This is a genomic window from Pseudoalteromonas sp. 1_2015MBL_MicDiv, assembly GCF_002407505.1.
Classification (GTDB): domain Bacteria; phylum Pseudomonadota; class Gammaproteobacteria; order Enterobacterales; family Alteromonadaceae; genus Pseudoalteromonas; species Pseudoalteromonas fuliginea.
On sequence record NZ_CP012738.1, the window covers coordinates 587,301 to 611,447 of the forward strand.

Annotated in this window: 21 protein-coding genes; 12 read left to right on the top strand and 9 right to left on the bottom strand. The window is 40.1% G+C overall.

Annotation, left to right across the window (positions count from 1 at the left end):
• Nucleotides 1–48: 48 nt before the first annotated feature.
• The 4 genes from AOR04_RS20125 to AOR04_RS20140 all read right to left on the bottom strand — a co-directional run bounded on the left by AOR04_RS20125 (nucleotide 49) and on the right by AOR04_RS20140 (nucleotide 3,108).
• A complete protein-coding gene (locus tag AOR04_RS20125) occupies nucleotides 49–1,269 on the bottom strand; it encodes a M24 family metallopeptidase (protein ID WP_096794476.1) in 1,221 nt (406 codons plus the stop codon).
• A gap of 103 nt (nucleotides 1,270–1,372) precedes the next feature.
• Complete coding sequence (locus tag AOR04_RS20130; RefSeq protein ID WP_024611541.1) at nucleotides 1,373–1,981, bottom strand: flavin reductase family protein; 609 nt, start codon at nucleotides 1,979–1,981, stop codon at nucleotides 1,373–1,375.
• A gap of 9 nt (nucleotides 1,982–1,990) precedes the next feature.
• The gene (locus tag AOR04_RS20135; RefSeq protein ID WP_096794477.1) at nucleotides 1,991–2,713 is read right to left on the bottom strand and encodes an SDR family NAD(P)-dependent oxidoreductase; all 723 of its coding nucleotides are present in this window, start codon (nucleotides 2,711–2,713) and stop codon (nucleotides 1,991–1,993) included.
• Nucleotides 2,710–3,108, bottom strand: a complete 399-nt coding sequence (locus AOR04_RS20140) for a thiol-disulfide oxidoreductase DCC family protein (RefSeq protein WP_096794478.1) — start codon at nucleotides 3,106–3,108, stop codon at nucleotides 2,710–2,712. The genes AOR04_RS20135 and AOR04_RS20140 overlap by 4 nt, the downstream gene beginning before the upstream one ends.
• 120 nt (nucleotides 3,109–3,228) lie before the next feature.
• On the opposite strand from AOR04_RS20140, the gene ppc reads away from it, so the two are divergent.
• Nucleotides 3,229–5,874, top strand: coding sequence for a phosphoenolpyruvate carboxylase (ppc, locus tag AOR04_RS20145; protein ID WP_096794479.1), 2,646 nt, complete (start codon nucleotides 3,229–3,231; stop codon nucleotides 5,872–5,874).
• Between the two features lie 136 nt (nucleotides 5,875–6,010).
• A complete protein-coding gene (gene cdd, locus AOR04_RS20150) occupies nucleotides 6,011–6,964 on the top strand; it encodes a cytidine deaminase (protein WP_096794480.1) in 954 nt (317 codons plus the stop codon).
• A 68-nt stretch (nucleotides 6,965–7,032) separates the two neighbouring features.
• Here cdd and udp read toward each other — a convergent pair whose 3' ends face one another.
• Entirely contained in the window at nucleotides 7,033–7,788 is a 756-nt protein-coding gene (udp, locus tag AOR04_RS20155) for a uridine phosphorylase (RefSeq protein WP_096794481.1), read from the bottom strand.
• Nucleotides 7,789–8,253: 465 nt separating this feature from the next.
• Here udp and AOR04_RS20160 point away from each other — a divergent pair, with 465 nt between their 5' ends.
• The 8 genes from AOR04_RS20160 to AOR04_RS20195 all read left to right on the top strand — a co-directional run bounded on the left by AOR04_RS20160 (nucleotide 8,254) and on the right by AOR04_RS20195 (nucleotide 20,510).
• Complete coding sequence (locus tag AOR04_RS20160) at nucleotides 8,254–9,363, top strand: arginase family protein (RefSeq protein ID WP_096794482.1); 1,110 nt, start codon at nucleotides 8,254–8,256, stop codon at nucleotides 9,361–9,363.
• An 88-nt stretch (nucleotides 9,364–9,451) separates the two neighbouring features.
• Entirely contained in the window at nucleotides 9,452–10,132 is a 681-nt protein-coding gene (locus AOR04_RS20165) for a substrate-binding periplasmic protein (RefSeq protein WP_096794483.1), read from the top strand.
• A 154-nt stretch (nucleotides 10,133–10,286) separates the two neighbouring features.
• Complete coding sequence (locus tag AOR04_RS20170) at nucleotides 10,287–11,567, top strand: hemolysin family protein (RefSeq protein ID WP_008134367.1); 1,281 nt, start codon at nucleotides 10,287–10,289, stop codon at nucleotides 11,565–11,567.
• A gap of 308 nt (nucleotides 11,568–11,875) precedes the next feature.
• Entirely contained in the window at nucleotides 11,876–13,045 is a 1,170-nt protein-coding gene (locus tag AOR04_RS20175) for an efflux RND transporter periplasmic adaptor subunit (RefSeq protein ID WP_007375558.1), read from the top strand.
• A gap of 12 nt (nucleotides 13,046–13,057) precedes the next feature.
• On the top strand, nucleotides 13,058–16,192 hold the full coding sequence (locus AOR04_RS20180) for an efflux RND transporter permease subunit (RefSeq protein WP_096794484.1): 3,135 nt from the start codon (nucleotides 13,058–13,060) through the stop codon (nucleotides 16,190–16,192).
• Entirely contained in the window at nucleotides 16,189–17,607 is a 1,419-nt protein-coding gene (locus AOR04_RS20185) for an efflux transporter outer membrane subunit (protein ID WP_096794485.1), read from the top strand. Before AOR04_RS20180 ends, AOR04_RS20185 begins: the two co-directional genes overlap by 4 nt.
• Nucleotides 17,608–17,703: 96 nt before the next feature.
• Nucleotides 17,704–18,330, top strand: a complete 627-nt coding sequence (locus AOR04_RS20190) for a TetR/AcrR family transcriptional regulator (RefSeq protein WP_096794486.1) — start codon at nucleotides 17,704–17,706, stop codon at nucleotides 18,328–18,330.
• 560 nt (nucleotides 18,331–18,890) lie between these two features.
• Nucleotides 18,891–20,510 (top strand): diacylglycerol kinase family protein, encoded by a 1,620-nt coding sequence (locus tag AOR04_RS20195; RefSeq protein WP_096794487.1) that lies wholly within the window; start codon nucleotides 18,891–18,893, stop codon nucleotides 20,508–20,510.
• Nucleotides 20,511–20,560: 50 nt separating this feature from the next.
• Here the strand turns inward: AOR04_RS20195 and AOR04_RS20200 are convergent, their stop codons facing one another.
• Entirely contained in the window at nucleotides 20,561–20,869 is a 309-nt protein-coding gene (locus tag AOR04_RS20200) for a VF530 family DNA-binding protein (protein ID WP_010553962.1), read from the bottom strand.
• A gap of 54 nt (nucleotides 20,870–20,923) precedes the next feature.
• A complete protein-coding gene (locus tag AOR04_RS20205) occupies nucleotides 20,924–21,226 on the bottom strand; it encodes a DUF1496 domain-containing protein (RefSeq protein WP_096794488.1) in 303 nt (100 codons plus the stop codon).
• A 122-nt stretch (nucleotides 21,227–21,348) separates the two neighbouring features.
• Here AOR04_RS20205 and AOR04_RS20210 point away from each other — a divergent pair, with 122 nt between their 5' ends.
• Nucleotides 21,349–21,582: a TIGR02647 family protein gene (locus AOR04_RS20210; protein WP_007582405.1), complete on the top strand. Its 234-nt coding sequence runs from the start codon at nucleotides 21,349–21,351 to the stop codon at nucleotides 21,580–21,582.
• A 33-nt stretch (nucleotides 21,583–21,615) separates the two neighbouring features.
• Here AOR04_RS20210 and maiA read toward each other — a convergent pair whose 3' ends face one another.
• Together maiA and hmgA are read right to left on the bottom strand one after the other, a co-directional pair.
• Nucleotides 21,616–22,245 (bottom strand): maleylacetoacetate isomerase, encoded by a 630-nt coding sequence (maiA, locus tag AOR04_RS20215; protein WP_096794489.1) that lies wholly within the window; start codon nucleotides 22,243–22,245, stop codon nucleotides 21,616–21,618.
• 2 nt (nucleotides 22,246–22,247) lie between these two features.
• On the bottom strand, nucleotides 22,248–23,549 hold the full coding sequence (gene hmgA / locus AOR04_RS20220) for a homogentisate 1,2-dioxygenase (RefSeq protein WP_096794490.1): 1,302 nt from the start codon (nucleotides 23,547–23,549) through the stop codon (nucleotides 22,248–22,250).
• Between the two features lie 150 nt (nucleotides 23,550–23,699).
• Here hmgA and AOR04_RS20225 point away from each other — a divergent pair, with 150 nt between their 5' ends.
• Nucleotides 23,700–24,131 carry a MarR family winged helix-turn-helix transcriptional regulator gene (locus tag AOR04_RS20225; RefSeq protein ID WP_096794491.1) on the top strand — a complete coding sequence of 144 codons (432 nt, stop codon included), beginning with the start codon at nucleotides 23,700–23,702 and terminating at the stop codon, nucleotides 24,129–24,131.
• The last annotated feature ends 16 nt before the right edge of the window (nucleotides 24,132–24,147 follow it).

The following is a 24,147-nucleotide window of genomic DNA, read 5'->3' on the forward strand; positions in this document are numbered from 1 at the left end:
CCAAACTAAAAAGAGCAGCTAAACAGCTGCTCTTGAAGGTATTCAGTTTTAAGCGTTAAGCCCAAATGGGTCGTCAATGCTATAACTTGGTTGTGTAAACCAATGAGGGCCGTTGTCGGTCATGTAAAAATGATCTTCTAAACGCACGCCAAATTCATCGGGTATAACTAACATTGGCTCGTTACTAAAGCACATGCCTGGGGCAAGTAGGGTTTTATCACCGCCAACTAAGTATGGCCATTCGTGAATATCTAGCCCAATACCGTGACCCGTTCGATGCGGGCAACCCGGTGTTTGGTACTGCGGGCCTAGCCCTTGCGCTGCTAAATAGTTACGTGCGCCCGCGTCAACGTCTTCGCACGTAGCACCAATTTTGGCTGCGTTAAATGCCGCCATTTGGGCTGCTTTTTCATGATCCCAAAACATTCGTTGGCGTATAGTTGGTTCGCCAAATACATAGGTACGGGTTATATCTGATAGGTAATCGTGTACTTTACAGCCGGTATCTATTAATACCATATCGCCTTTTTTAAGTATTTGGGCATCTTTAACACCGTGCGGAAAAGACGTTGCAACACCAAACAATACAATACAAAAATAGTTACCTGGTGCGCCTACTTTTTGGTGGGCTTGCTTGATAAAGGCTTCTACTTCGGTGGTGGTTATTCCCTCGTAAAGCATGCTTGCTGTGGCTTGATGTACGGCTAAGGTCATATCCATTGCACGCTGCATTAAGCTAAGCTCGTGAACTGATTTATGCATGCGGCAATGCGCAGTTACGGGTTGTGCATTTATGAGTGTTAAACCCGTTTGCGCTTTATTAATGCCGTCGAATATAAAAAATTGCGCGCTTTCATCAATGCCAATGGTTGCGTTTGCATTAATGTTTAACTTTTTTAATACTTCGACAAAAAGTGCATATGGGTTTTCGTGCTCTTGCCACCCGTGAATAGGCCCATCTATAACTTTAAACCCGTTTAATGAACCAATTTCGAAATAAGGTGCAATGTATTGTACTTCACCAAGGGCGGGTAATATTGCGCCAACCATGCGCTCGCTCGCATACCATTTCATACCTGTAAAGTAGGTTAGGTTGGTGCCAGCGTTTAAATAAATTGCATCTATGTTGTTAGCTAGCATATACGCTTGCGCCTTTGCTATACGCTCTAAATGTTCGTCAGCAGCAATAGGGGTCAGCGTTAGCGTCATATTACTTAAGCTTGCCAACGCTTGCTCGCTTGATTGTGTACCTATACCTATAGTGGTCATGTTTTTCTCCTTGGATTTTTAGCTAGTGTGATTAATACCAAGGTAAAATTCAATGTTATGCGATAAGAGGCTGCAATTACTTGCAGCTTTAAGCGCATAACATTCACTTTTTAGCATAAGGTAAGCGAGTTAGTTTGTTACTTGTGTGATAGCTATCAAGGCCGGTTACTGCAACTGTTTCTATTGCTTGTAAATCTAGGAAGCCATCACTTTGCAGTGCTTCTTTATCAACAAAAACATCCATAATTTCGCCAATAACTAGCTCAGTTCCATTGATGGCTAAATGTTGGTTTTCTACAAATTTAACCGAGTATTTTAGGCGGCTTTCTTTTACAAAAGGTGCTGCAAAGTCGTTTAAGTATTCAGGTGTTAAGCCTGTAGCATCAAACTCAGACTCTTCTTTATCGTAACGAGCTGAGGTTTGATGAGCTTGCTTGTAAATTGACTTATTCACTTGGTTAATTGTGTAGGTGCCCGTTTGTAAAATATTTTCAAACGTATGACGCGGCACACTATGAGGGCGTATTATCATCGCTACCAACGGTGGGTTAGCCCCAAGGTGAATAACGGAGCTTACAATCGATAAGTTGGTATTGCCGAGTAAATCTTGCGTGCCAATTAAATTAGCGCTTTTAAAACCCGAAAGCGAGTTGATTAAGTGTGTACGGGTATGTTTTTCAAGTGCGTCTATACGCGCTTTAGTAAAATGCATTAAAAATCCTTACCACGGTATGGTTGAGCCTTGCCAATCTAAGTAAGCAGGTTCACCGTTTAGTTTTAAATCAGGGTTATTGTTTGTTAATTCAAAAAGTTGACCAGCTACAAATTCAGGTGTAAATAATTTACCTTCAGGTACATTTTTTTGAAAGGGCTTTGAAAGTGCTGTATCGGTAGTGCCAGGATGAAACAAAATGAGTTTGGTATTTTTAGCACGACGAGCAAGCTCTATAGCCGCCGTTTTAAATAGCATGTTAAGCGCCGCTTTAGATGCGCGGTAAGTATACCAACCACCTAATTTGTTGTCGTTTATGCTGCCTACGCGCGCACTTAATGCTGTAATAGTACACTGCGTTTTATGTGTTAAAAGCGGCAAAATACTCTGCAAGCAAAGTAGGGGAGTTAGGGTGTTTGAATTTAGAAGTTGGCTAAAATACTCAGCGTCTAAATCCTCCAGCTTTTTTTCGGGCATATGGGTTTCGTTGTGCAGTGTACCATTGAATATAATAACTTGTTGTATATCGGCATTTTGCGCTTTTAGGTAATTAGTAACGCTCGCTAAACTTTGTTTTGTGTAGTCAGTATGCAGGTGGACAACACTTGAACCAGATTCAATACTTTTTGAACTAATACAAACGATCTGATGAGTAGGCGTGTTTATTTGTAAATGTTCTATATATGCATTTGCTATGGCACTGCTTGCGCCGAATAAAACAATGGTTTTCATTTATCACCTTTTGCTTTTAGTCCACATTGGCCGTTACTGCACTGAGTATTTGGCATTAAAAAGCGACTGATGGGGTGCCGATACTTAGCAAATAACAGGTATCCGCAGTCAGCGAAGAAGCGAATTATTGGCAAGCGAAAAATTTTCAACCAGCCGTGTTTACCCACTATTTTCCATGCTTCGTACGTTACATCAAGCCCGTAAATCATTTCACCTGATAGCTTTTGAGCTTGCAGATAAGTCATTGCTTGGTCTTTATCAATATACGAGTAGCGCTCACTAAAGTCGCTCGCGTTAAGATCTTCAAGCGTAATTAGATTTTTAGAATCAGCGTGTTTTAGTTGCTGCATTTCGGTGCTGCAAAGGGGGCAGTTACCATCGTAAAAAATGATCATGTAATTGCTTTGTGATTATTTTATATATATTTTTTTACGACAAGACATTGCAAATGGATCTATTAAATATCCCTACATGATGATATTAATAGTGCCCTACGAAATAAAGGAGAATGATAAATGAGTGAACAATACGCCGCCTTGCGAGGTAATGTAAATTTACTAGGGCAACTTCTAGGACAAACAATTAAAGATGCTCAAGGCCAAGCTATTTTAGATAAAGTAGAAGAAATTCGGGCTTTATCTAAATCATCTCGCAGTGGTAATGAAGACGACAGACAAGCGCTAATAGATGTTTTACATGCGCTTAGTGATGAAGAGCTTTTGCCGGTTGCCCGTTCATTTAATCATTTTTTAAACCTTGCTAATGTAGCAGAACAATTTCATACCGTTTCGCGTTTTAATGACGTTGGCCTTGGTCAACAAAACCCTCTCACTCAAACATTAAAAACGTTAGTTACAAAAGCAGAACAAGGCCAGCTAGATAGTAATCATTTGGCCGAAACACTCTCAAAACTCCACATAAACTTAGTATTAACCGCTCACCCAACCGAGGTGACGCGCCGTACTATTATTAATAAACATGTTGAACTAAGTGATTGCTTAGCGTCGCTTGAGCGAAAAGATAACTTACCGCTAGAGCGAGATGCTATTTTAAATCGTATTGAACAGCTTATTAGCCAGGCTTGGCATACCGACGACATTCGTCGCTCTCGCCCAACGCCAGTTGATGAAGCTAAATGGGGTTATGCGGTAATCGAAAACAGTCTATGGCACGCTGTTCCGCGCTTTTTACGTGAATTTTCAGCCAATGTTAAAGAGCAATTAAGTTTAGAGCTACCAAAAGATTACAGCCCGATTGAGTTCACATCTTGGATGGGTGGAGACCGTGATGGAAATCCATTTGTAACATCGCAGGTTACAGCAGAAGTGCTTGACCATGGTCGTTGGATGGCGCTTAACTTATATATTCAAGATTTAAAAACGTTATGCGCTGAACTCTCTATGTCAGATGCCAGTGATGAGCTTATTGAGTTGGCAGGTCAAGACTTTGAACCATACAGAGCGGTGATCAAAAAGCTTAAAAACCAAGTTGCAGAAACAGTAGCTCATCTTGGCGCTAAAATTAAAAATAAGCGTAGCGATTCACAAGATTTAATTACCGATATTAATCAGCTTAAACACCCTGTAGAGGTCTGCTATCGCTCGTTATTAAAGTGTAATATGAAAGTCGTTGCTGATGGCTTATTGCTTGATTTACTGTACCGTATTAATAGCTTTGGCTTGCGTTTAGCTAAACTCGATGTGCGCCAAGATTCGTCTCGCCACAGCGATGTGTTTTCAGAGCTGACTCGTTATTTAGGTTTAGGCGACTACAACCAATGGCAAGAGCAAGACAAACAAGCTTTTTTACTTACTGAGCTTAACTCTCGCAGACCGCTTATTCCAAAACATTGGCAACCAAGCCCTGATGTTCAAGAAGTGCTAGACACCTTTGATGTTATTGCTAAGCAAGACGAACAAACATTTGGCTTGTATATTATTTCGATGGCGCGAACAGCATCAGACATTTTAGCAGTACAATTATTGCTAAAAGAAAGCGGCTGTAGCTTTGATTTACCAGTAGCACCGTTGTTTGAAACACTCGACGATTTAAACGCAGGCAGTGATGTAATTACTACATTACTTGATAATGTTTGGTATCGCGGGCACATTAAAAACACCCAAAATGTAATGATTGGTTACTCTGATTCTGCTAAAGATGCCGGCATGATGGCAGCTGGTTGGGCCCAGTACGAAGCAATGGACAAACTAGTACAACTTGCTGATGAGCGTGGTATTGAACTTATTTTATTCCACGGACGTGGTGGCACAGTAGGGCGTGGCGGTGCACCTGCCGCACAAGCGCTGCATTCACAACCGCCAGGTTCGTTAAAAGGGGGGTTGCGTGTAACCGAGCAAGGCGAGATGATCCGCTTTAAATTTGGTTTACCCGATGTAGCACTGCAAAGCTTAAATATTTACGCAGGCGCGGTACTACAAAGTAACTTATTACCGCCGCCGGAGCCAAAACCGCAGTGGCGCGAAGTAATGAAGCTAATAAGTGAGGAGTCGTGTGAACACTACCGTAATGTAGTTCGCCACGATGAAAACTTTGTACCTTACTTTAGAATGGCAACACCTGAGCTTGAGCTGTCTAAGTTGCCGCTTGGCTCGCGTCCTGCAAAACGTAATCCTAATGGCGGTGTTGAAAGCCTGCGTGCTATTCCATGGATTTTTGCGTGGAGTCAAAACCGTTTAATGCTTCCGGCATGGTTAGGTGCGTTAACAGGCTTAAAGGCTGCGCTTAATAAGTACGGCGCAGAAACTCTAACCGAAATGAGCTTACAGTGGCCGTTCTTTAGATCGCGCTTAGAAATGCTAGAAATGGTATTCAGTAAAGCCGATTGCTGGTTGAGTGAGCATTACGACAATGCGCTGGTGGAAGATATGTACAAACCATTGGGTGTAACACTTCGTAAAGAGCTTCAAGAAGCTATTAGCTTGGTGCAATCACTTAGCCCACAAAAAAGCCTGCTAGCCGAACAACCTTGGATTAAGGAGTCGATTAGTTTACGTAATCCGTATACCGATCCACTTAACTTACTACAGGTTGAGCTTTTACGCCGTGCTCGCTCAGAGGAAAAACGAAACGAAGGTGACATTGATAATGCGTTAATGATCACTATGACAGGTATAGCTGCAGGTATGCGTAATACCGGCTAACACTTTATTTTGTTAGGTATACCTATTGGTATTAAAAGGGAGCACGCGATGTGCTCCCTTTTTTTGCGTTAAATAGGCTGGTATTTAACACCCTAACCTTTTAAACTACTTAGCCATTGAATAATTAAAAAATGTTATGGCTTCAGCAACTTTTACTGTACAGCAAGATACAGCACTTACAAATTCGCACATCACATTAAACGTAGCGCAAACAGCGTCATTACGTAGTCAATTAAAATCACAACGTGGCATATTAAATTCTAGTAATATTAAAGCGTTATGCGCTCAACTCAATGTGTCTGATGATGCATTACTACAAGGTTTAGTACCTTTAGCTTCTGAGTATGCCGTTGCGCCAGTGTCAGATTTTCATGTAGGCGCAATTGTTAAAGCACTTGATGAAAACGGTGAGGTAAACTTTTACTTTGGTGCAAATGTAGAGTTTGATCATCAAGCATTGAGTTTAGTGGTTCATGCAGAGCAATCGGCTATAAATAACGCATGGTTAAACGGCGCTAAAAAAATAGTTAAAATTGCGATTAGCGATGCGCCTTGTGGGTATTGTCGCCAGTTTATGAACGAACTAGCTGATGCGAAAGAGTTTGATATTTTACTTCCTGATCAGCAATTTAAACTTGCTGAATTACTGCCGCATTCATTTGGACCTACCGATTTAGGTAACGAATTTAGCTTATTTAACCCAAAACCACAGCAAGGTAATTTTAGCTTTGATGGCTTTGATGGCTTTGATGGCTTTGATGGCCTTGATGAAACCCTTGCGCGTTTTGCACTTAATGCGTACGTGCCTTACAGCCAAAACTTTAGCGCCGTAAAAATAAGTACATTTAGTGATGGTGATTTTTACGGAAGTTACGCCGAAAATGCAGCTTACAGTCCAAGTTTATCGCCACTACAAAGTGCACTAAGTCAGTTCTTTTTAGCTGGGCTTAGCTTTAACGAAAGTACAGTAAAATCAATTACACTTTTAGAAACCGCAGGCCATGAAAACCAAGCGGGTGTAGCACGTGCTGTACTTGCAAGTTTTAAAAATCTACCGGCAATAGAAGTAATTAGCGCTCAGCTAAAATAACCTCTTAAAAACAATAAAGCACAGCCAGAGCTGTGCTTTACAATTTTATCTATTGAGTTTACTTGGTATTAATCAAGTAATACTTTAGCTGCTTCTAATACGACTGCTACAGATTTACGCTCAATTTCACCGTGGTCTACATTTGGTATTTCTTGGCGAGTACGGTTAACAAGTACGCCTGCTACACATGCTGCTTGTAAACCAAGGGCTGCACACATAGTAAATAATGTTGCCGATTCCATTTCGTAGTTCATTACGCCCAGTTTTTGCCACTCTTCGCAGCTACCTTGTAGTGATTTAGGAACGTAACCAGAATGCGTATCGTAACGCTCTTGTCCTGGGTAGAATGTATCGCTTGATGCCGTAATACCAATGTGGAAATCGATATTTAAGTTTTTACATGCTTGTACCATAGCTTGTGTTGCATAAAAGTCAGATACAGCAGGGTAGCTAAGTGGTGCAAAATGTTGGCTTGCACCGTCTAAACGTACAGACGCTTGGCTAATTAAAATTTCGCCTTCGTTAATGTGTGGCTGAATTGCACCGGTTGTACCAATACGTAAAAATTTACGCACGCCAAGTTGTGCTAATTCTTCTACTGCAATCGACGTAGATGGGCCACCAATACCCGTAGAACAAACAACCACAGAGTGGCCGTTTAGTTGGCCTAAGTAAACATGAAACTCACGAGTTTGAGCTAGGCAGGTTGGGTTGTCTAGGAATTGAGAAATACGTGCTGCACGATCTGGATCGCCCGGTACAATCGCAAGTTTTGCACTTTTAAGATCGTCAATACATAGTCCTAAGTGAAATACCTTTTCCATAGCTAAGCCTTTTTATAATAAATTGTTGTCAATCTAGCATCATTGCTAGAAACGTTTATTAAGTACAGGACGATTGTCCGTTTTATCTTAACTCCTTCAATTAAGTCTTAATAATTTTAAGGGCTAATTTGATTTATTCATCAACTATGAATATTCAATCAAGTACTAATATACGTAGCCTTGTTACGCTGTTGACATGTTCAAGCAGACATAATAAGTATCACCCAAGCGCGTAACTACGATTAAATGGATGATTACAAATTTTCATTAATATCAAATAAATTCAATGGCTTAATATTGTAGTGAACACGTGAAAACTAACGTGTTTACTGATATTAAGCACTGACTTGTTTAGCAAAGTGACATTTATTTGAAGTTTAGGCACTTTTAGTGATTTTGCATAACTAATCAAAAGTAATCAAAACTAATTAGCTACGTACAGAATAAAAACCGAAGGAGTTTATTATGAGCACACAATTTGAAGCATTTAAAAACAAAGTTGAGCACTGTTTGTGCGCACCGGGCGATGGCGTATACACAGTAAATACTGCAAAAGAGCGCAAAGCCGCACTGCGTAATAAACTTTACGGACAAACTGAAAACGTTGATAACTTGTGGCGCGAGTCTTTAAACGAATTACCAAGCTCACCACATAAAGCCGTTATGTTAGGTATTAGTTCAGACTGTGGCGGTGGGATTTTACGCGGCGCAAACTGGGGGCCATTGTTTGTGCGCTCAGCTTTAATTGATCAGCAACCGCAGTGTCATTCGTTTGATTTAGGTGATGTTCGTGTAATTCCACATTTACTTCATGACAAATACCTAAATGATGCAACCATTTCTAATTGCCAAAAAGCCTTATATGGTGATGAAGATAACGACTATTACGTAAGCCCGTTATCAATCACTGAAGATGTCTGCGACAGTTTTTACGCAACGTTTAAAGATAAAGGATTATTTGGTATTGGTGGCGATCACTCAATTAGTTACCCACTTACTAAAGCGTACTTAAAAGCAAAACGTGAGCAAGGTAAGCGCACGGCTATTATTCATTTTGACGCGCATACCGATTTACTTGTGGAGCGCTTAGGTATTGATTTATGTTTTGGCTCGTGGTGTACACATATATTAGAGTTTTTACCGGCACCGCATCATTTAATACAATTTGGTATACGCTCAAGTGGCAAGCCTAAAGCGCACTGGGAAAGTACCTTTGGCGTTAAGCAACATTGGGCACATGAAATCATTGAGCGCGGCTCAGCAGCGGTTGCTGCCGACGCTATTGCTCAGTTAAAAGCCGATAACGTTGATGAAGTATATGTAAGCTTTGATATTGATGCGCTTGATGCCGAGTTTGCATCTGCCACAGGTACGCCAGAACATAATGGTTTAACACCACAGCATGCGCTTGATATTTTATCAGCCATTGCGGATGAGTTTCCAATTACGGGGGCTGATATGATGGAAATAGCGCCATTCACCGACAGTTCGCTTGTTGGCCAGTCTAGTTCTGAAACAACGCTCAAAGAAGGCGCTAAAATATCGGCCTTTTTAATCAACGCAATGAACAAGTAAATTGGTCGTGCTTATACACTACTAAAAACTAGCAGTTCGCAGAGCCTCAGCTATATTTATTAATATACTTATCATGGGGCTCAGTTAAATGAAGTGGTTTATCTTTTTACTGTGCGTTATCTGTATTAAGGTTAACGCCACTGAAATTACAATCGTAACGGAAGTATTTCCGGACTTTCAGTACATCAATGAAGATAACAAACTCATTGGCCGCTCTGTCGATAAAGTTCATAAAGCGCTAGAAGGTACAGGTATAAATTACACTATGTTTGCCTATAGTTGGGCCATATCGTACAACGCAACATTACGTGATAAAAACACCTGTATATTTTCGATAGTGCGACTCCCTAATAGAGAGAATAAGTTTACTTGGATAGGCGAGCTAGAAAGCTTTGACTCTGCTATATATGGGCTTAAGTCCAGAGGTATAAAGTTAAATACTCTCAATGATGCCAAAAAGTATAAAATAGCAGTACTGCGTGATAACTTTAGTCATCATTATTTGTTAGAGCGTGGCTTTAGCGAAAGTAAGCATTTATTACTTATAGATAGCCTAGACAAAATAGATAAACTTATTAGTACTCGCGACGATATTCTAGATTTTGTTGTGCTTAGTAAAAAGCAATTTGACTATCGAATTCAAGCTGAGCCAAGGCTTAAATTACTTGAACCTGTTCTGAGTTTGAATACAACACAATCCCCTTTGTACTTTGCTTGCAATATTAATATGGATCCTGCCTTAGTTACGCAATTAAAAGCTGCATTTTAAAATATTAGAACAGTAAAATAAGTGGTTTTATTAATATAACACCATGAAATATAATTACTTTAATATATTTTTTAAATTTAAATTGCTGCGTTTAAAAAACCGACTATAATCAGCTGCTTTTGTTTCAAAAGCACTAACTTTTTTGGAGCGTTAAATGGGTGATTTAATCGGGATTAGCTTATTGATCTTGATCAGTGCGTTGTTTGCTATGTCAGAAATAGCAATTGCGGCGTCGCGTAAAATAAAACTGCGAGTAATGGCAGATGAAGGAAATATAAAAGCAGCAGCGGTATTAAAGCTACAAGAAAATCCAGGGGCTTTTTTTGCCATGATCCAAATAGCACTCAACGCGATTGCGATATTGGGTGGTATTGTGGGCGAGCAGGCTTTATCTCCTTATGTTGAAAGCGTGTTGGTACTATTTTATCAAGGCGCACATGTAGAGAAAATTAGCTTTTTATTTTCGTTTTTTACTATTACGTCTTTGTTTATATTGTTCGCCGATTTAATGCCCAAACGCTTAGCGATGATCATGCCAGAAGCAGTCGCTGTGAGAGTGGTGACTATAATGCGTTGGGTGACCTTTGCCTTAACCCCGTTAGTGATGTTTTTTAATGGTGTAACTAACTTTGTACTGCGCTTATTTAAAGTACCTGCAGAGCGGGAAGACAATGTAACAACTGAAGATATTGTTGCGATGATGGATGCAGGTGCTGCATACGGAAGCTTGCAAAAGCAAGAGTATGAATTAATAGGCAATGTGTTTGATTTAGAAGCGCGGTTTTTATCAAGTGTAATGACGCCACGCGACCAAATTGTCTATTTTGATTTAAACGAATCGAGTCATGATATTGCGACTAAAATTATTGATCATCCTCATAATCACTTTTTAGTGGTGTCAGGGAGCTTAGATAAGTTACATGGCTCTGTTGAATCAAAAGATATTTTACGACAAGTATTAAAAGGTGAAGCAGCCAATATAAATGATGAGTTGATTGATAAAGATGTTTTTTATTTACCCGAGACATTAAGCCTATCAGAAGCATTAAATGCCTTTAAAAGTGCAGCCAAACCGTTTGCCGTTGTTGTTAATGAATACGCTTTATCGGTCGGTATCGTTACGGTAAAAGACTTAATGAAAGGCTTTATGGGGGATTTAATAACTCACCAAGGCGATGAATTAATTATAGAACGCGATCAAGACTCTTGGTTAGTTGATGGTTTAACTCCGATTAGCGATTTAGCAAAACTGCTGGACATAGAAGAGTTTCCTGAGCAAATGCACTATGAAACCGTTGCAGGCTTTTTAATTTACAATATGAAGCGAATACCCAAGCGTGCGGAACATTTAACCTTTTCAGGCTTTAAATTCGAAGTGGTTGATGTAGAGGGTATTAGGGTAGAGCAGTTATTAGTTTCAAGAGTTATTACTTAGCATAGTGCTAATATCCTTTAAAATAAGGTGCGCTTTAGTTTTTATATAAATAGCCAAGCTGTATTTGCTTGGCTTTTTTGTGTCTGTTAAACACTTCGTTTCTAAAATGAGATATTATTTCAGTATGTTCAGTTGTTTTATTTTCATACAGTCTTGATTCTATTTTCATCTAATTAACATTAAATGCAACCTAAGACGTATATTGTACTGAGGAGTGTAAGTTTGTGTAAATTTCTTCTAATTAAGATTCATTCTCAGCGCGTTTTAATTTAGAATGATCGTTCACTCTAAACTAAAAGGTATTTAACATGCAGCGTTCCCGCATCGCTTTATTTGTATTGTCCGCCCTCGTAGGTTCTGTTGCTTTAACTGGTTGTGACCAAGCAACTGAGCAGTCACAAGCTTCAGCTCCTCAAGCTGTGCCAGTGGGTGTACTCACATTAAAAAGCCAAGCGCTTACTCTCAAAAAAGAACTTCCTGGGCGTATCAGTGCATTTCAAATTGCTGAAATTCGCCCACAAGTAAGTGGTATTGTGCAATCTCGTTTATTTGTCGAAGGTAAAGAGGTTAAGCAAGGCCAAGCACTGTATCAAATAGACCCAGCTACATTTGAAGCAGACCTTGCAGCAAGTGAAGCGAGCGTTGCACGCGCAGAGGCAAGCATCGCCAGCTCTAAATCAAAAGCATCACGTTACGGCGAACTCTTAAAAATCAAAGCAGTGAGTCAACAAGATTTTGACGAAGCGGATGCTGCGTACAAACAAGCAAATGCTGAATTATTAACGGCTAAAGCCCAGTTAAAATCAGCGCAAATTAACCTTGATTACAGCCATGTGTCTTCCCCTATTAGTGGCCAAATTAGTAAATCAAGCGTAACAGTGGGTGCACTAGTAAGTGCAAATCAAAGTACAGCACTTGCAACGGTGACTCAATTAGACCCAATTTATATTGATTTAACACAATCGAGCAATGAGTTGACGCAACTTAAAAAAGCGATTGCATCTGGCCGTTTAGGTATTGATGCAAACAGCCAAACAGATGTTGAATTAATAATGGAAGATGGCTCGGCGTATTCTCACAAAGGAACGTTGCAGTTCTCAGAAGTGACTGTTGACCCAAGTACCGGCTCTGTAACTTTGCGCGCTAAATTCCCTAACCCTGAAAAGCTATTATTACCAGGCATGTATGCACGTGCATCTATTGTTGAAGGCGTTAAAGCGGATGCGATTTTAGTACCGCAACGGGGTGTAAGCCGTAACAACAAAGGCGAGCCAACAGCAATGGTTGTCAGTAAAGACAATAAAGTAGAAAGTCGCGTGTTAAAAGTGGATAGAACCGTTGGTTCAGATTGGCTTGTTACTGATGGCCTAAGTGATGGCGATAAATTAATTGTAGAAGGCTTACAAAAAATTCGCCCGGGTGCGCCAGTGAGTCCTTCTGAAATTCAGTCATCTACAAAAGCTGATAAAGCGCAATAACGGAGAGTTGTAATGTCACGATTTTTTATCGACAGGCCCATTTTTGCATGGGTACTGGCAATAGTAGTGATGCTAGCAGGTATTTTGGCTATACAAAGCTTGCCAATTGCACAGTATCCGTCAATTGCACCGCCAGCAATTAGTATTACGGCAACGTACCCTGGTGCATCTGCACGTACGCTTGAAGATACGGTTACGCAAGTTATAGAGCAAAAAATGAAGGGGCTTGATGGCTTACTTTATATGTCATCAACGTCTGAATCGAGCGGTTCAGCAACGCTTACTCTTTCATTTAGTGCCGAAACAGACCCTGATATTGCACAAGTTCAAGTGCAAAATAAATTAGCGACTGCAACACCACTTTTACCTGAAGAAGTACAAAGGCAAGGTGTCGTTGTTGCAAAGTCTGCTCGTAACTTTTTGATGGTATTAGGTTTTGTGTCTAAAGATGGCAGTATGACTAACATCGATATTGGTGATTATGTATCATCAAACGTGCAAGATATTGTTTCACGTGTTGAAGGTATAGGTGAAGTGCAATTATTTGGCTCACAATACGCTATGCGAATTTGGTTAGACCCTTCAAAACTGCAAAATTACAAACTAACGCCAGCGGATATTAGCGCCTCAATTAGCGCGCAAAATGCACAAGTATCTGCGGGCCAATTAGGAGGGATGCCAGCAGTTGCTGGGCAGCAACTTAATGCAACGGTGACAGCGCAAAGTCGTTTACAAACGGCCGAGCAGTTTGAGAATATTTTAGTAAAAACAAATCCTGATGGCTCTTTTGTCCGCCTTGAGGATGTTGCACGTGTAGAGTTGGGTGGCGAAAGCTACCGTGTTGTAGCACGCTACGATGGACAACCTGCTTCGGGTTTAGGTATTAAATTGGCCAGTGGCGCGAATGCACTTGATGCAGCAGCAGGCGTTAAAGCCGCAATTGAAGAGTTAAAACCTTATTTTCCTGAAGGGTTAGACGTAGTTGTACCCTATGACACTACACCATTTGTATCTTTATCAATTGAAAAAGTAGTTCATACGCTTATTGAAGCGGTTATTTTAGTGTTTGTCGTCATGTATTTGTTTTTACAAAACTTCCGAGCAACGCTTATTCCGACCATTGCCGTGCCTGTGGTATTGCTTGGTACGTTTGGTATTTTGTACGCATTTGGTTATTCAATCAATACGTTAACCATGTTCGCGATGGTGCTTGCCATAGGCTTACTTGTGGATGATGCGATTGTTGTAGTCGAAAACGTTGAGCGCTTAATGACCGAAGAGAAGCTATCGGCACTTGAAGCTACGCGTAAATCTATGGATGAAATTAAAGGCGCGTTGGTCGGTATTGCCATGGTACTTTCTGCGGTATTTATACCAATGGCGTTCTTTAGCGGCTCTACTGGGATTATTTATCGTCAATTTTCTATAACACTGGTATCTGCGATGGGGTTATCGGTTTTAGTGGCCCTAATTTTAACACCTGCATTGTGTGCAACGCTTTTAAAACCAAGCCATGTACATAACAATAACACGTTATTTGGCCGATTTTTTACAGGCTTTAACCGTGGTTTTGATAAAACAAACTCAGGTGCACAAAGTTTTGTGGGCCGTATGCTTACGCACTCTAAGCGCTATCTGCTTATTTATGGCGTGATTGTGGGCGGCATGGTTTATGTATTCTCAAGCTTACCAACGGCATTTTTGCCTGACGAAGACCAAGGTATTTTGTTTAACCAAGTGTCATTACCGGCAGGCTCTACAACACAAGAAACACTTGAGGTTGTTAAAAAAGTAGAAAACCATTTCTTAAATGATCAATCCGAAGCAGTAAACGGTATTTTTACCGTGACTGGTTTTAGTTTTGCAGGTTCTGGCCAAAACTCAGCGATTGCGTTTGTTAACTTTAAGCATTGGGATGAGCGTCAGCGAGATGATTTATCTGTTAAAGCGGTTGCAGGTAAAGCAATGGGCTACTTTTCAACAATAAAAGAAGCCTTTGTTTTTGCATTTCCACCGCCGGCAATTGTTGAGCTGGGTACGGCCAATGGCTTTACTCTCTTTTTACAAGACCGTGTTGGCCTTGGACATGATGATTTATTAGCGGCAAGAAACCAATTATTAGGTATGGCGAGCCAAAGCCCAATTTTAGCGGGCGTACGTCCAAATGGACAAGAAGACATGCCAGAACTTCAACTTGATGTAGATTTAGCTAAAGCTGAAGCACTTGGTGTTTCACAAGGTGATATAAACAGCACGCTTGCCACCGCTTGGGGTAGTAGTTATGTAAATGACTTTATAGACCGTGGTCGCGTGAAGAAAGTATACCTACAAGGTGATGCGCAATCGCGTATGGTGCCTGAGGATCTAAACAAGTGGTATGTGCGCAATGATAATGGCGACATGGTGCCTTTTTCAGCTTTTGCTAGCTCGTTTTGGACATACGGTTCACCACGCTTAGAGCGTTACAATGGTTTTTCAGCAATGGAAATTCAAGGTAGTGCAGCGCCTGGTTACAGCACGGGACAAGCAATGGATGAAATGGAGCGATTAGTTAAACAGCTGCCTAATGGTATTTCGTCTGAGTGGACCGGTATTTCATTCCAAGAGCGCTCAAGTAGTGGTCAAGCACCCTTATTATATGGCTTATCGCTGTTGTTTGTATTTTTATGTTTAGCCGCGCTTTATGAAAGTTGGTCGGTACCATTTGCGGTAATGATGATTGTACCACTGGGTATATTTGGTGCGATTATGGCGGCACTCGCTGGTGGCTTATCTAACGATATTTACTTGCAGGTAGGCTTGTTGACTACCATTGGTTTGGCATCTAAAAATGCGATACTTATTGTTGAGTTTGCGATTCATAAAATGGAAGAAGGGCTTGGTTTAGTTGATGCTGCTATTGCAGCTGTACGCTTACGTTTGCGCCCAATACTCATGACTTCGATGGCCTTTATTTGTGGTGTTTTACCACTAGCAATAGCCTCAAGTGCGGGTTCTGGTGCGCAAAATGCGTTAGGTATTTCGATTATTGGCGGCACACTCGCATCATCAATATTAGTTGTTGTATTTGTACCGTTATTCTTTGTGTTAGTTCGCCGTATATTTCCTGGTAAAACTAACGAAACAACAAAGGAGAGCGCAGAATGAGCATTAAAACATTCAGCCTAAGTGCAATTGCTTTATTGGTGCTAAGCGGTTGTCAATTAGCGCCAGAGCAAAAAGACCTTGTGCTACCAGTATCTGATGCTTATGCATCAGGTACTGCGCAAAGCGCTGCGCAGCAATTAAATTGGCAGCAGTTTTTTAATGATGAAAAACTACAAACGTTAATTAGCCAAAGTCTTGAGCATAATAAAGACATGCAAATTGCAGTGCTTAATGTGCAGCGTGTGCGTGGTTTGTATCAAATTGAAGACTCTGCTTTGTATCCGTCTCTTGATTTAAATGCATCAGGTACGCGTCAGCGCTTACCTGCTGATTTAGCGGGGACTGGCGATGCTACTATTAGCTCGCAGTACAGTGCAACAGTGGGTATTACCTCCTACGAGTTAGATATTTGGGGCAAAGTGCGTAACCAATCAGCGCAAGCCCTGCAAAATTTATACTCTACAGAGCTTAGCCAATACAGCACGCAAGTGTCGTTAATTTCAGAGTTGGCAAATGCATGGCTCAATTACGCGACGGATTTACAACTGCTAGAGCTTGCAAAAGAAACGCTCACCTCTCAGCAAGAGTCATTATCGCTTACGCAAAAAAGCTTTGATTTAGGTGCAACTTCTTCAATTACCCTTGAGCAGCTTAGAAGTACAGTTGCTACAGCAAAAGTAGACATAGCAACGTACAAGCGTTTGTTAAAGCGTGATAAAAGTGCCCTAGATTTATTAGTGGGTAAATCTGTTTCAGCTGATTTACTGCCAGATAAAGACTTGACTAACTTGATCAGCATGCCAGAAGTACCCGTTGGTTTACCGTCTGACTTGTTATCGCAGCGCCCTGATATTAAAGCCGCTGAGCATTTAATGCTTGCTGCAAATGCCAATATTGGTATTGCACGTGCGGCGTTTTATCCAAGCATTAGCTTAACAGCCAATGCCGGCTCTGCTTCAAGTGATTTAAGTGGCTTGTTTGATTCAGGCTCGGGTACATGGAGTTTTGTGCCGTCAATTAGCTTACCTATTTTTAATATGGGACGTAACCAAGCAAATCTTGATGTAGCAAAAGCAGATCAAGAAATTGCGGTAGCAACGTATCAGCAAAAAATTCAAAATGCATTTCGCGAAGTTGCTGATGCACTTGCCGATAGAGAGGGCTACCAAGAGCAATTAAGTGCACTTGATATGCTTATAAGTAGCCGACAAATCACGTTTGATTTATCAAAAATGCGTTACGAAAAAGGTGCAGATAGCTACTTGCAAGTACTTGATGCTCAGCGTACATGGTACGGCGCACAACAGCAGTTAATTGCGGGTCAACAAGCGTATCTTGCGAGTCAAATTAACTTGTACAAAGCGCTTGGTGGCGGATGGAACGTAACCAGTGAAATAACTCAGGAAGAGAAATAATATATGCGGCTTTTTAAAGCCGCATTACAATTTATATGGCGAGACTATTTATAGCTCTTGCTTTACTGAGCTTATAACTTGGTAGTGGAGTTGAACATGAAGCCTAAAGCAAAAAGGCAAACTGATCCCGCGATAGCACTGGCTAGGCGTGAGCAAATATTAGCGGCTGCTGCAGAGTGTTTTCGCCGAAAAGGTTACCACGGTGCAGGTATGGCAGAAATATCTAAAACGGCAGGGATGAGTGCAGGCCATATTTATAATTACTTTGAAAGCAAAGAAGCCATTATAGAAAGCATTATTGAAAAAGATATGGAAGAAATGTTCTCTATCTTTCAAAAGTTTGAAGATCACCCCGGTGATGTTTTAGCAGCTCTTTTAGATGGCTTAAATATTGGTGTGCAACGACACATGGATACGGGCTCGTGTGTTATTGATTTAGACATGATGGCAGAAGCAGGTCGTAATATGAAAGTCGCTACTCTTTTGCGCGAAACTGATATTCAAGCAAGAGGGCGCATGAGGCAGCTTTTAACAAGCGAGCGAAGTGCGCTCAAAGACATTGATGAGCTTGAACTTGAAAGCCGAATTAATGTTATTTTTTCGATGATGGCAGGGTTATTACTCAGAAAGTTACTTTACCCTGAACTAACCGAAGAAACGGTATTAATAGCGCTTCGCCCTGCGATGAAAACATTACTGATGCCATTTGATAAAGCCCAGTAACGTTAAAAATAGATAACTAAAAGTAAGCTAGCCAATACCTTGGCTAGCTTTTTTATTTTAGCCCACAAATTTGTCCATCAGTATCTCCTTGCTCTTTTGCGCTAAAAAGAGGGCGTTGGTTACCGTTATCCACAGTGGTCCTGTTTTCTTATTATCATTGAGTAAACGTTTGAAATGGTGATTTGGAGGCAAAAATTGCTATTCAACTTGAACTTTGGTTAAGAGAATTACTAACGTATTGAACCATATTTATTTTTCTCTAACCATTTATTTTCCAGAGTTCAAGTTATTTATACTGGCTGAGTTATACGTTAATACAAGCAACAACCGTTAAGATATTGAAACTAAACATGTAGGTATAATTTATTCACATGTCTGTAAAAAGTGCACAAAGAATGAGGATACTTGAGGGAGTGTATTTTATTATTTTAAATATCAGTTGGTTAAGATATATTTTTGAGTTTTAAGTGTTTTTTATATGGCGTGATACTTGCACAAGAATTTATACAGCCGTTTAAATTAAGATTAAAAAACGGGATTATTTATAACAAGGAGAAATTATGTGGGCTGCAATTGGTTATTCACTTTTAGCACTACTGCTTATTTTTATTGGTTGGGAAGTGGACTCTGTTTATTTTGCTATTATTTTTTATTGGACTGCACTGTCACTTTTATTAGTGAGTACCGCATATATTTTTAATACTGCAAAAATATTTAGAAAACGTGAAAATGGGGTGATCCCTTTTTATATACGCTGGGCGTTTGTGCCATTTCTGCTTGGTGTACAAATCTATAATGCTTGGTCACGTAAGCGCGATAAAGTACCGCCCATTCAACAAATAAACGAAAATCTATTTTTAGCTTGCCGATTATTCCCCTCAGATATAGATACATTAAAAAGTAACGGGATCACGGCTATTTTAGATGTAACGTGTGAATTTGACGGCCTCGAATGGAGCTCTACGCAAGAAAGTATTGATTACTTAAATATTCCGGTACTCGATCATAGTATTCCTACCCATTCGCAGTTAAATCAGGCTATTAATTGGATACATCACCATATTAAAGAAAATCATCGCGTTGTTGTACATTGCGCTTTAGGGCGTGGGCGTTCAGTTTTTGTTATGGCGGCTTATTTATTGAGTCAAAATAAAAATGCAGATGTACATGAAGTGCTTGCACAAATAAAAGAAACCCGCGAAACCGCAAACTTAAATAAGCATCAGCTTCGTCATCTAGCTAAACGCCATAAAAAAGGCGAACTGCTGATTAAAAACAAAGCCGTTTTAATTGCAAACCCTGTATCGGGTACACGATTATGGCAAGAAAAAGAGCATTTAATTGTTGCGCGGCTATCGGCTTATTACGATTTGAAAGTACTTACTACTTCAAAAGAGGTTAATGGTATTGAGCTTGCTAAACAGGCAATTGCGCAAAATCCAGATATTATAATAGCGTGTGGTGGCGATGGTACCGTAGCAGAAGTTGCAAGCATACTTGTAAATACACGATGTAAACTAGGTATCATCCCAATGGGTACAGCGAATGCACTAGCCCATGTATTAATGGGTATTAGCTCTAAATTTATTCCTGTAGAACAAGCTTGTGATTTAATTATAGATGGTCAAACAAGCCTAATAGATACTGCTTATTGCAATAATGAATTGGTATTGTTGCTTGCGGGTATTGGCTTTGAGCAGTCAATGATTGAAAAAGCAGATAGAAAATCCAAAAATAAATCAGGGCAACTTGCTTATTTGAACGGCTTTTTTCAAGCCTTTAACGAGCAAAAATCATTGTTACTTAACGTAAAGCTTGATGACAATGAACCTCAAGAAATTTGCACCAATAGCTTTATTGTGGCTAATGCTGCGCCTTTTACAACGTTATTGGCGCAAGGTGGCGGGCAACCTGATCATAGTGACGGACTACTCGATGTAAATTGGTTAACACCAAATAATGAAGATTCAACTACAGTACTAAGTATTGCAGAATTGATGTTTAGTAGTTTAACGCAAACACATTTAGCAATAAATTCGCACCATACAAATGCTAAAAGGGTCGAGGTTACAGGCGAAGGAGAGCTTAAGTACGTACTTGACGGTGAGGTTAAAACAGCTCAAAAACTGGTTATTACTATTGAACCAGCCTCATTAAATGTGATTTGCAAAGAGCAATAAATCGCGCTTGCTACAATCAAAAAAGGAGCTAAATTAGCTCCTTTTTTATATCATTTTTTAATTGATGGCCAAACAAAACCTGTAGTATCCGGCGCTTGAGAAGATGTTTCTCTTGGTGCACTTTTTGGTCTACGAATAGGTTTGTTATTTATAGTGTGAATATAAAGTGCTTCCACTTTATCGCGAGCCCAAGGCGTTTTACGCAAAAACTTTAAACTCGATTTAATGCTCGGTTGATCAGTAAAGCATTTGATTTTTACTTGCTCGCCAAGTGTTCTCCAGCCAAGTCGCTGTTCTAACTCAACAAGTATTTGTTCTAACGTTACCCCATGTAAAGGGTTTTTAGGTTGATTATCCATAGCCATACTACTTATTTAAACTGCGTGTATTGTAGCTCAAATCAGCTTTTAGCGCTAATTCACAGTGATTTTTTTAGGAGCTGTTGGGTAAATAGCATTACCTTGTTTATCTATTTTAAGCCAAATGAGTTGGCTGTTACTGTGCTGGGGTGTTTTAGCACCGCACAAAAGTGTAAATGAGTGAATTTGTATTAACGCCCCTTCGCTATAGCGTTTGTTGTCATACCAACAGTTTGATTCTTCATTTACAAACTGGTTTGCATCAATAATTGAATGGGTTTTAAGCGTTGTTGCTTCACTAAGTATTGAATACGATAAGCTGCTAAAACAAAAACATAGAATTAAAAAGTTACGCATTAGAGGCCTTTAAATAGGGGGTAAAAATAATACATTAAGCTAAAAAACGTGCTAGTGTAAAGTACACAAAGTGATTTAATTATAAACTTAGTTATTCACAGAACAATAATAAGGTGCACACAATGCAATTTAATCAAACAATGATCGAAGAATTCACACTATTAGCAAAATTCCCTCGCGACAGTAAAATGCAAGGTATTAAATTACATTCAGACGCAGAGCCAAGCTTACTTAGCGCAGCGCAACGTTTATTTGAAAAAGGGATTATAGATAGCCCAGATGGCGGATATTTAACTGATCTGGGCTTAGATTTAATTGAGCACATTACGGTTATTCATAGTGCGCTACAAAGCTAGCTAACCTGAACTCTGGTTAGTTACTGAACTAGCTTAATTTGCATCGGGTTGATTTTGCGGTGCAGCATCATTAAATGCAGCTAATTTATTACAGTGTTCGTAAATGGCTGCAATTTTTGGATAAGCGCTCATATCTACGTTAAAACGAATTGCATTAAATACTTGCGGCACTAAACAAATGTCAGCAAGTGTTGGTTGGTCACTAAAGCAGTAGTCATCATTTTCGTTTAGCATCAGTTCTATTTTTTCAAAACCAACTTCTATCCAATGTCGATACCACTTATTTTTAGCCTCATCATCAACACCTAATTCGTTCGATAAATACTTCAGCACGCGTAAATTATTAACAGGATGAATATCGCAAGCAATGGCAAAGCTTAAGTTTCTTATTTGCGACTTTTGCCACGCAGTCCCTGTAATTAATGGCGATTGCGGATAAGTTTCATCTAGCCATTCCAGTATTGCAAGCGATTGTGCTAAAACACCATTATCGGTTTCAAGTGCAGGTAGTAACCCTTGCGGATTAGTCGCTAAGTATTCTTCCCCAAGCTGCTCCGATTTTAAAAGGTTAACAATAGCAAGTTCATGATCGATTGCTTTTAAGTTAAGCGCTATACGCACTCTATAAGCCGCTGATGAGCGAAAGTAGCTGTATAATTTCATAATTAATCCTGTGAACCTGTAAATTGTTTTTTAATAGTACGCCAGCAATCGGTGTAGTTTAGTTGGCGCTCTTTACCTTCTAATGCATATTTTGTCGGTGAAATTATATAGCGCGACTCAAACATAAAGGCCAATGTGTTTTCGTATTTTTGTGGTGTAAGCTCAGCGTTTGAGGCTTTTTCAAATACGTCGGCTTCAGGTCCATGTGGCGACATACAATTGTGTAAACTTGCGCCACCAGGTACAAAACCATGCTCTTTTGCATCATACACACCTTCAATCAAGCCCATAAATTCACTCATAATATTGCGGTGATAATAAGGCGGGCGAAATGTATTTTCGGCTACCATCCAACGCGGTGGAAATATCACAAAATCGACATTTGCCATACCCTCAGTAGCAGAAGGAGAGGTTAGCACAGTGAATATAGATGGGTCGGGATGATCAAAACTTACTGTATTCATCACATTAAAACGCGATAAGTCGTATTTATAGGGGGAGCTGTTACCTGTCCATGCAACCACATCAAAAGGAGAGTGCTTAATTTCACAGCTAAATAAATTACCGTTAAATTTAGAAACAAGCTCAAAGTCACCTTCTTTATCTTCAAAGGCAGCAACGGGGTATTGAAAGTCTCTGTCGTTGGCATAACCGTTTGCACCAACAGGTCCTCGCTCGGCAAGCTCAAGAGCATGGCCATAATTTTCACAAATATAACCACGGGCTGTATCGTCAATTAAATCAACAGAGAACTTAATTCCTCTGGGAATTACAGCAATTTCACCTGGTTTAATGCTTAACTTACCGCACTCGGTGTGAATTAATAACTCACCTTGCTGAGGGACAAACAACATTTCGCCATCGGCATTGCAAAAGTAACGTCCTTGCATTGACTGATTAGCGACATATACATGAATGCCAATACCCGATTGCCCATTAGCACTGCCATTAGCTGCCATAGTTACCAAGCCATCAATAAAGTCAGTAGGCTGTGAAGGCATATCAATAGGATTCCAACGTAGCATTGTTGGTGGTGTTACGGCTTCAGTGATTGGGGCTGTTCTTATTAGGCCGTTATCAATTGCTTGGTAATCACCTTGCACTACAGATGGACGAAGGCGGTAAAACCAAGTGCGACGATTTGAAGCGCGAGGAGCCGTAAATGCAGTCGAACTAAATTGCTCGGTGTATAAATCGTATTTGACCTTTTGTGGGCTAAATTGTCCTATTGGCAGTGCATCGGGTAGCGCTTGTGTTTCAAATTCATTACCAAAACCGGTCATATAACTTAATTGTGTCGCCATTACTGACTCCTGTGAGAGAGGTTGGTTTAATATTCTTTTTATTTCAGTTAAGATACTCTCAAGTGAGACTAATATCAAATGTGCAACTACGCACCTGCGTAAATATTAATGAACACCAAAGTAAACCTAATAAAGCAGGGATTACCAAAAATGAAAATTGATCTAGCAACGTTCTTACCTTATCAATTAACCAATATAGCAACACGTGTAAGTAACGACTTTGCCGAGGTTTATCAAGCTAAATACGGTTTAAATATTCCCCAGTGGCGAATACTTGCTAACTTAGCGCAATATGGCCAAAGCAACGCAAAGGATTTATGCACGCAAGCAAATATGGACAAGTCGACAGTGTCGCGCGCGGTAAAAGTTTTAATAGATAAAGGTTTAGTGAGAAGTGAGCTAAATAAGCAAGACAAACGCGCGGCCTTACTTGTACTGAGCAAAGCAGGGCAAAGCTTATATGAAAATATAGCGCCCGATGCACTGAATTGGGAAAAACAATTACTGAGCACTTTAACCAACGAAGAATGCGAAGTGTTAGTGAGTATTTTTGAAAAGTTAAATAACAAATTAAAGGCATAAAAAAGCCCACCAAAGT

Bases quoted from the DNA above. Each gene is read 5' to 3' on its own strand.
- AOR04_RS20125 (WP_096794476.1), bottom strand. From the start codon at position 1,269: ATGACCACTATAGGTATAGGTACACAATCAAGCGAGCAAGCGTTGGCA.
- AOR04_RS20130 (WP_024611541.1), bottom strand. From the start codon at position 1,981: ATGCATTTTACTAAAGCGCGTATAGACGCACTTGAAAAACATACCCGT.
- AOR04_RS20135 (WP_096794477.1), bottom strand. From the start codon at position 2,713: ATGAAAACCATTGTTTTATTCGGCGCAAGCAGTGCCATAGCAAATGCA.
- AOR04_RS20140 (WP_096794478.1), bottom strand. From the start codon at position 3,108: ATGATCATTTTTTACGATGGTAACTGCCCCCTTTGCAGCACCGAAATG.
- ppc (WP_096794479.1), top strand. From the start codon at position 3,229: ATGAGTGAACAATACGCCGCCTTGCGAGGTAATGTAAATTTACTAGGG.
- cdd (WP_096794480.1), top strand. From the start codon at position 6,011: ATGGCTTCAGCAACTTTTACTGTACAGCAAGATACAGCACTTACAAAT.
- udp (WP_096794481.1), bottom strand. From the start codon at position 7,788: ATGGAAAAGGTATTTCACTTAGGACTATGTATTGACGATCTTAAAAGT.
- AOR04_RS20160 (WP_096794482.1), top strand. From the start codon at position 8,254: ATGAGCACACAATTTGAAGCATTTAAAAACAAAGTTGAGCACTGTTTG.
- AOR04_RS20165 (WP_096794483.1), top strand. From the start codon at position 9,452: ATGAAGTGGTTTATCTTTTTACTGTGCGTTATCTGTATTAAGGTTAAC.
- AOR04_RS20170 (WP_008134367.1), top strand. From the start codon at position 10,287: ATGGGTGATTTAATCGGGATTAGCTTATTGATCTTGATCAGTGCGTTG.
- AOR04_RS20175 (WP_007375558.1), top strand. From the start codon at position 11,876: ATGCAGCGTTCCCGCATCGCTTTATTTGTATTGTCCGCCCTCGTAGGT.
- AOR04_RS20180 (WP_096794484.1), top strand. From the start codon at position 13,058: ATGTCACGATTTTTTATCGACAGGCCCATTTTTGCATGGGTACTGGCA.
- AOR04_RS20185 (WP_096794485.1), top strand. From the start codon at position 16,189: ATGAGCATTAAAACATTCAGCCTAAGTGCAATTGCTTTATTGGTGCTA.
- AOR04_RS20190 (WP_096794486.1), top strand. From the start codon at position 17,704: ATGAAGCCTAAAGCAAAAAGGCAAACTGATCCCGCGATAGCACTGGCT.
- AOR04_RS20195 (WP_096794487.1), top strand. From the start codon at position 18,891: ATGTGGGCTGCAATTGGTTATTCACTTTTAGCACTACTGCTTATTTTT.
- AOR04_RS20200 (WP_010553962.1), bottom strand. From the start codon at position 20,869: ATGGATAATCAACCTAAAAACCCTTTACATGGGGTAACGTTAGAACAA.
- AOR04_RS20205 (WP_096794488.1), bottom strand. From the start codon at position 21,226: ATGCGTAACTTTTTAATTCTATGTTTTTGTTTTAGCAGCTTATCGTAT.
- AOR04_RS20210 (WP_007582405.1), top strand. From the start codon at position 21,349: ATGCAATTTAATCAAACAATGATCGAAGAATTCACACTATTAGCAAAA.
- maiA (WP_096794489.1), bottom strand. From the start codon at position 22,245: ATGAAATTATACAGCTACTTTCGCTCATCAGCGGCTTATAGAGTGCGT.
- hmgA (WP_096794490.1), bottom strand. From the start codon at position 23,549: ATGGCGACACAATTAAGTTATATGACCGGTTTTGGTAATGAATTTGAA.
- AOR04_RS20225 (WP_096794491.1), top strand. From the start codon at position 23,700: ATGAAAATTGATCTAGCAACGTTCTTACCTTATCAATTAACCAATATA.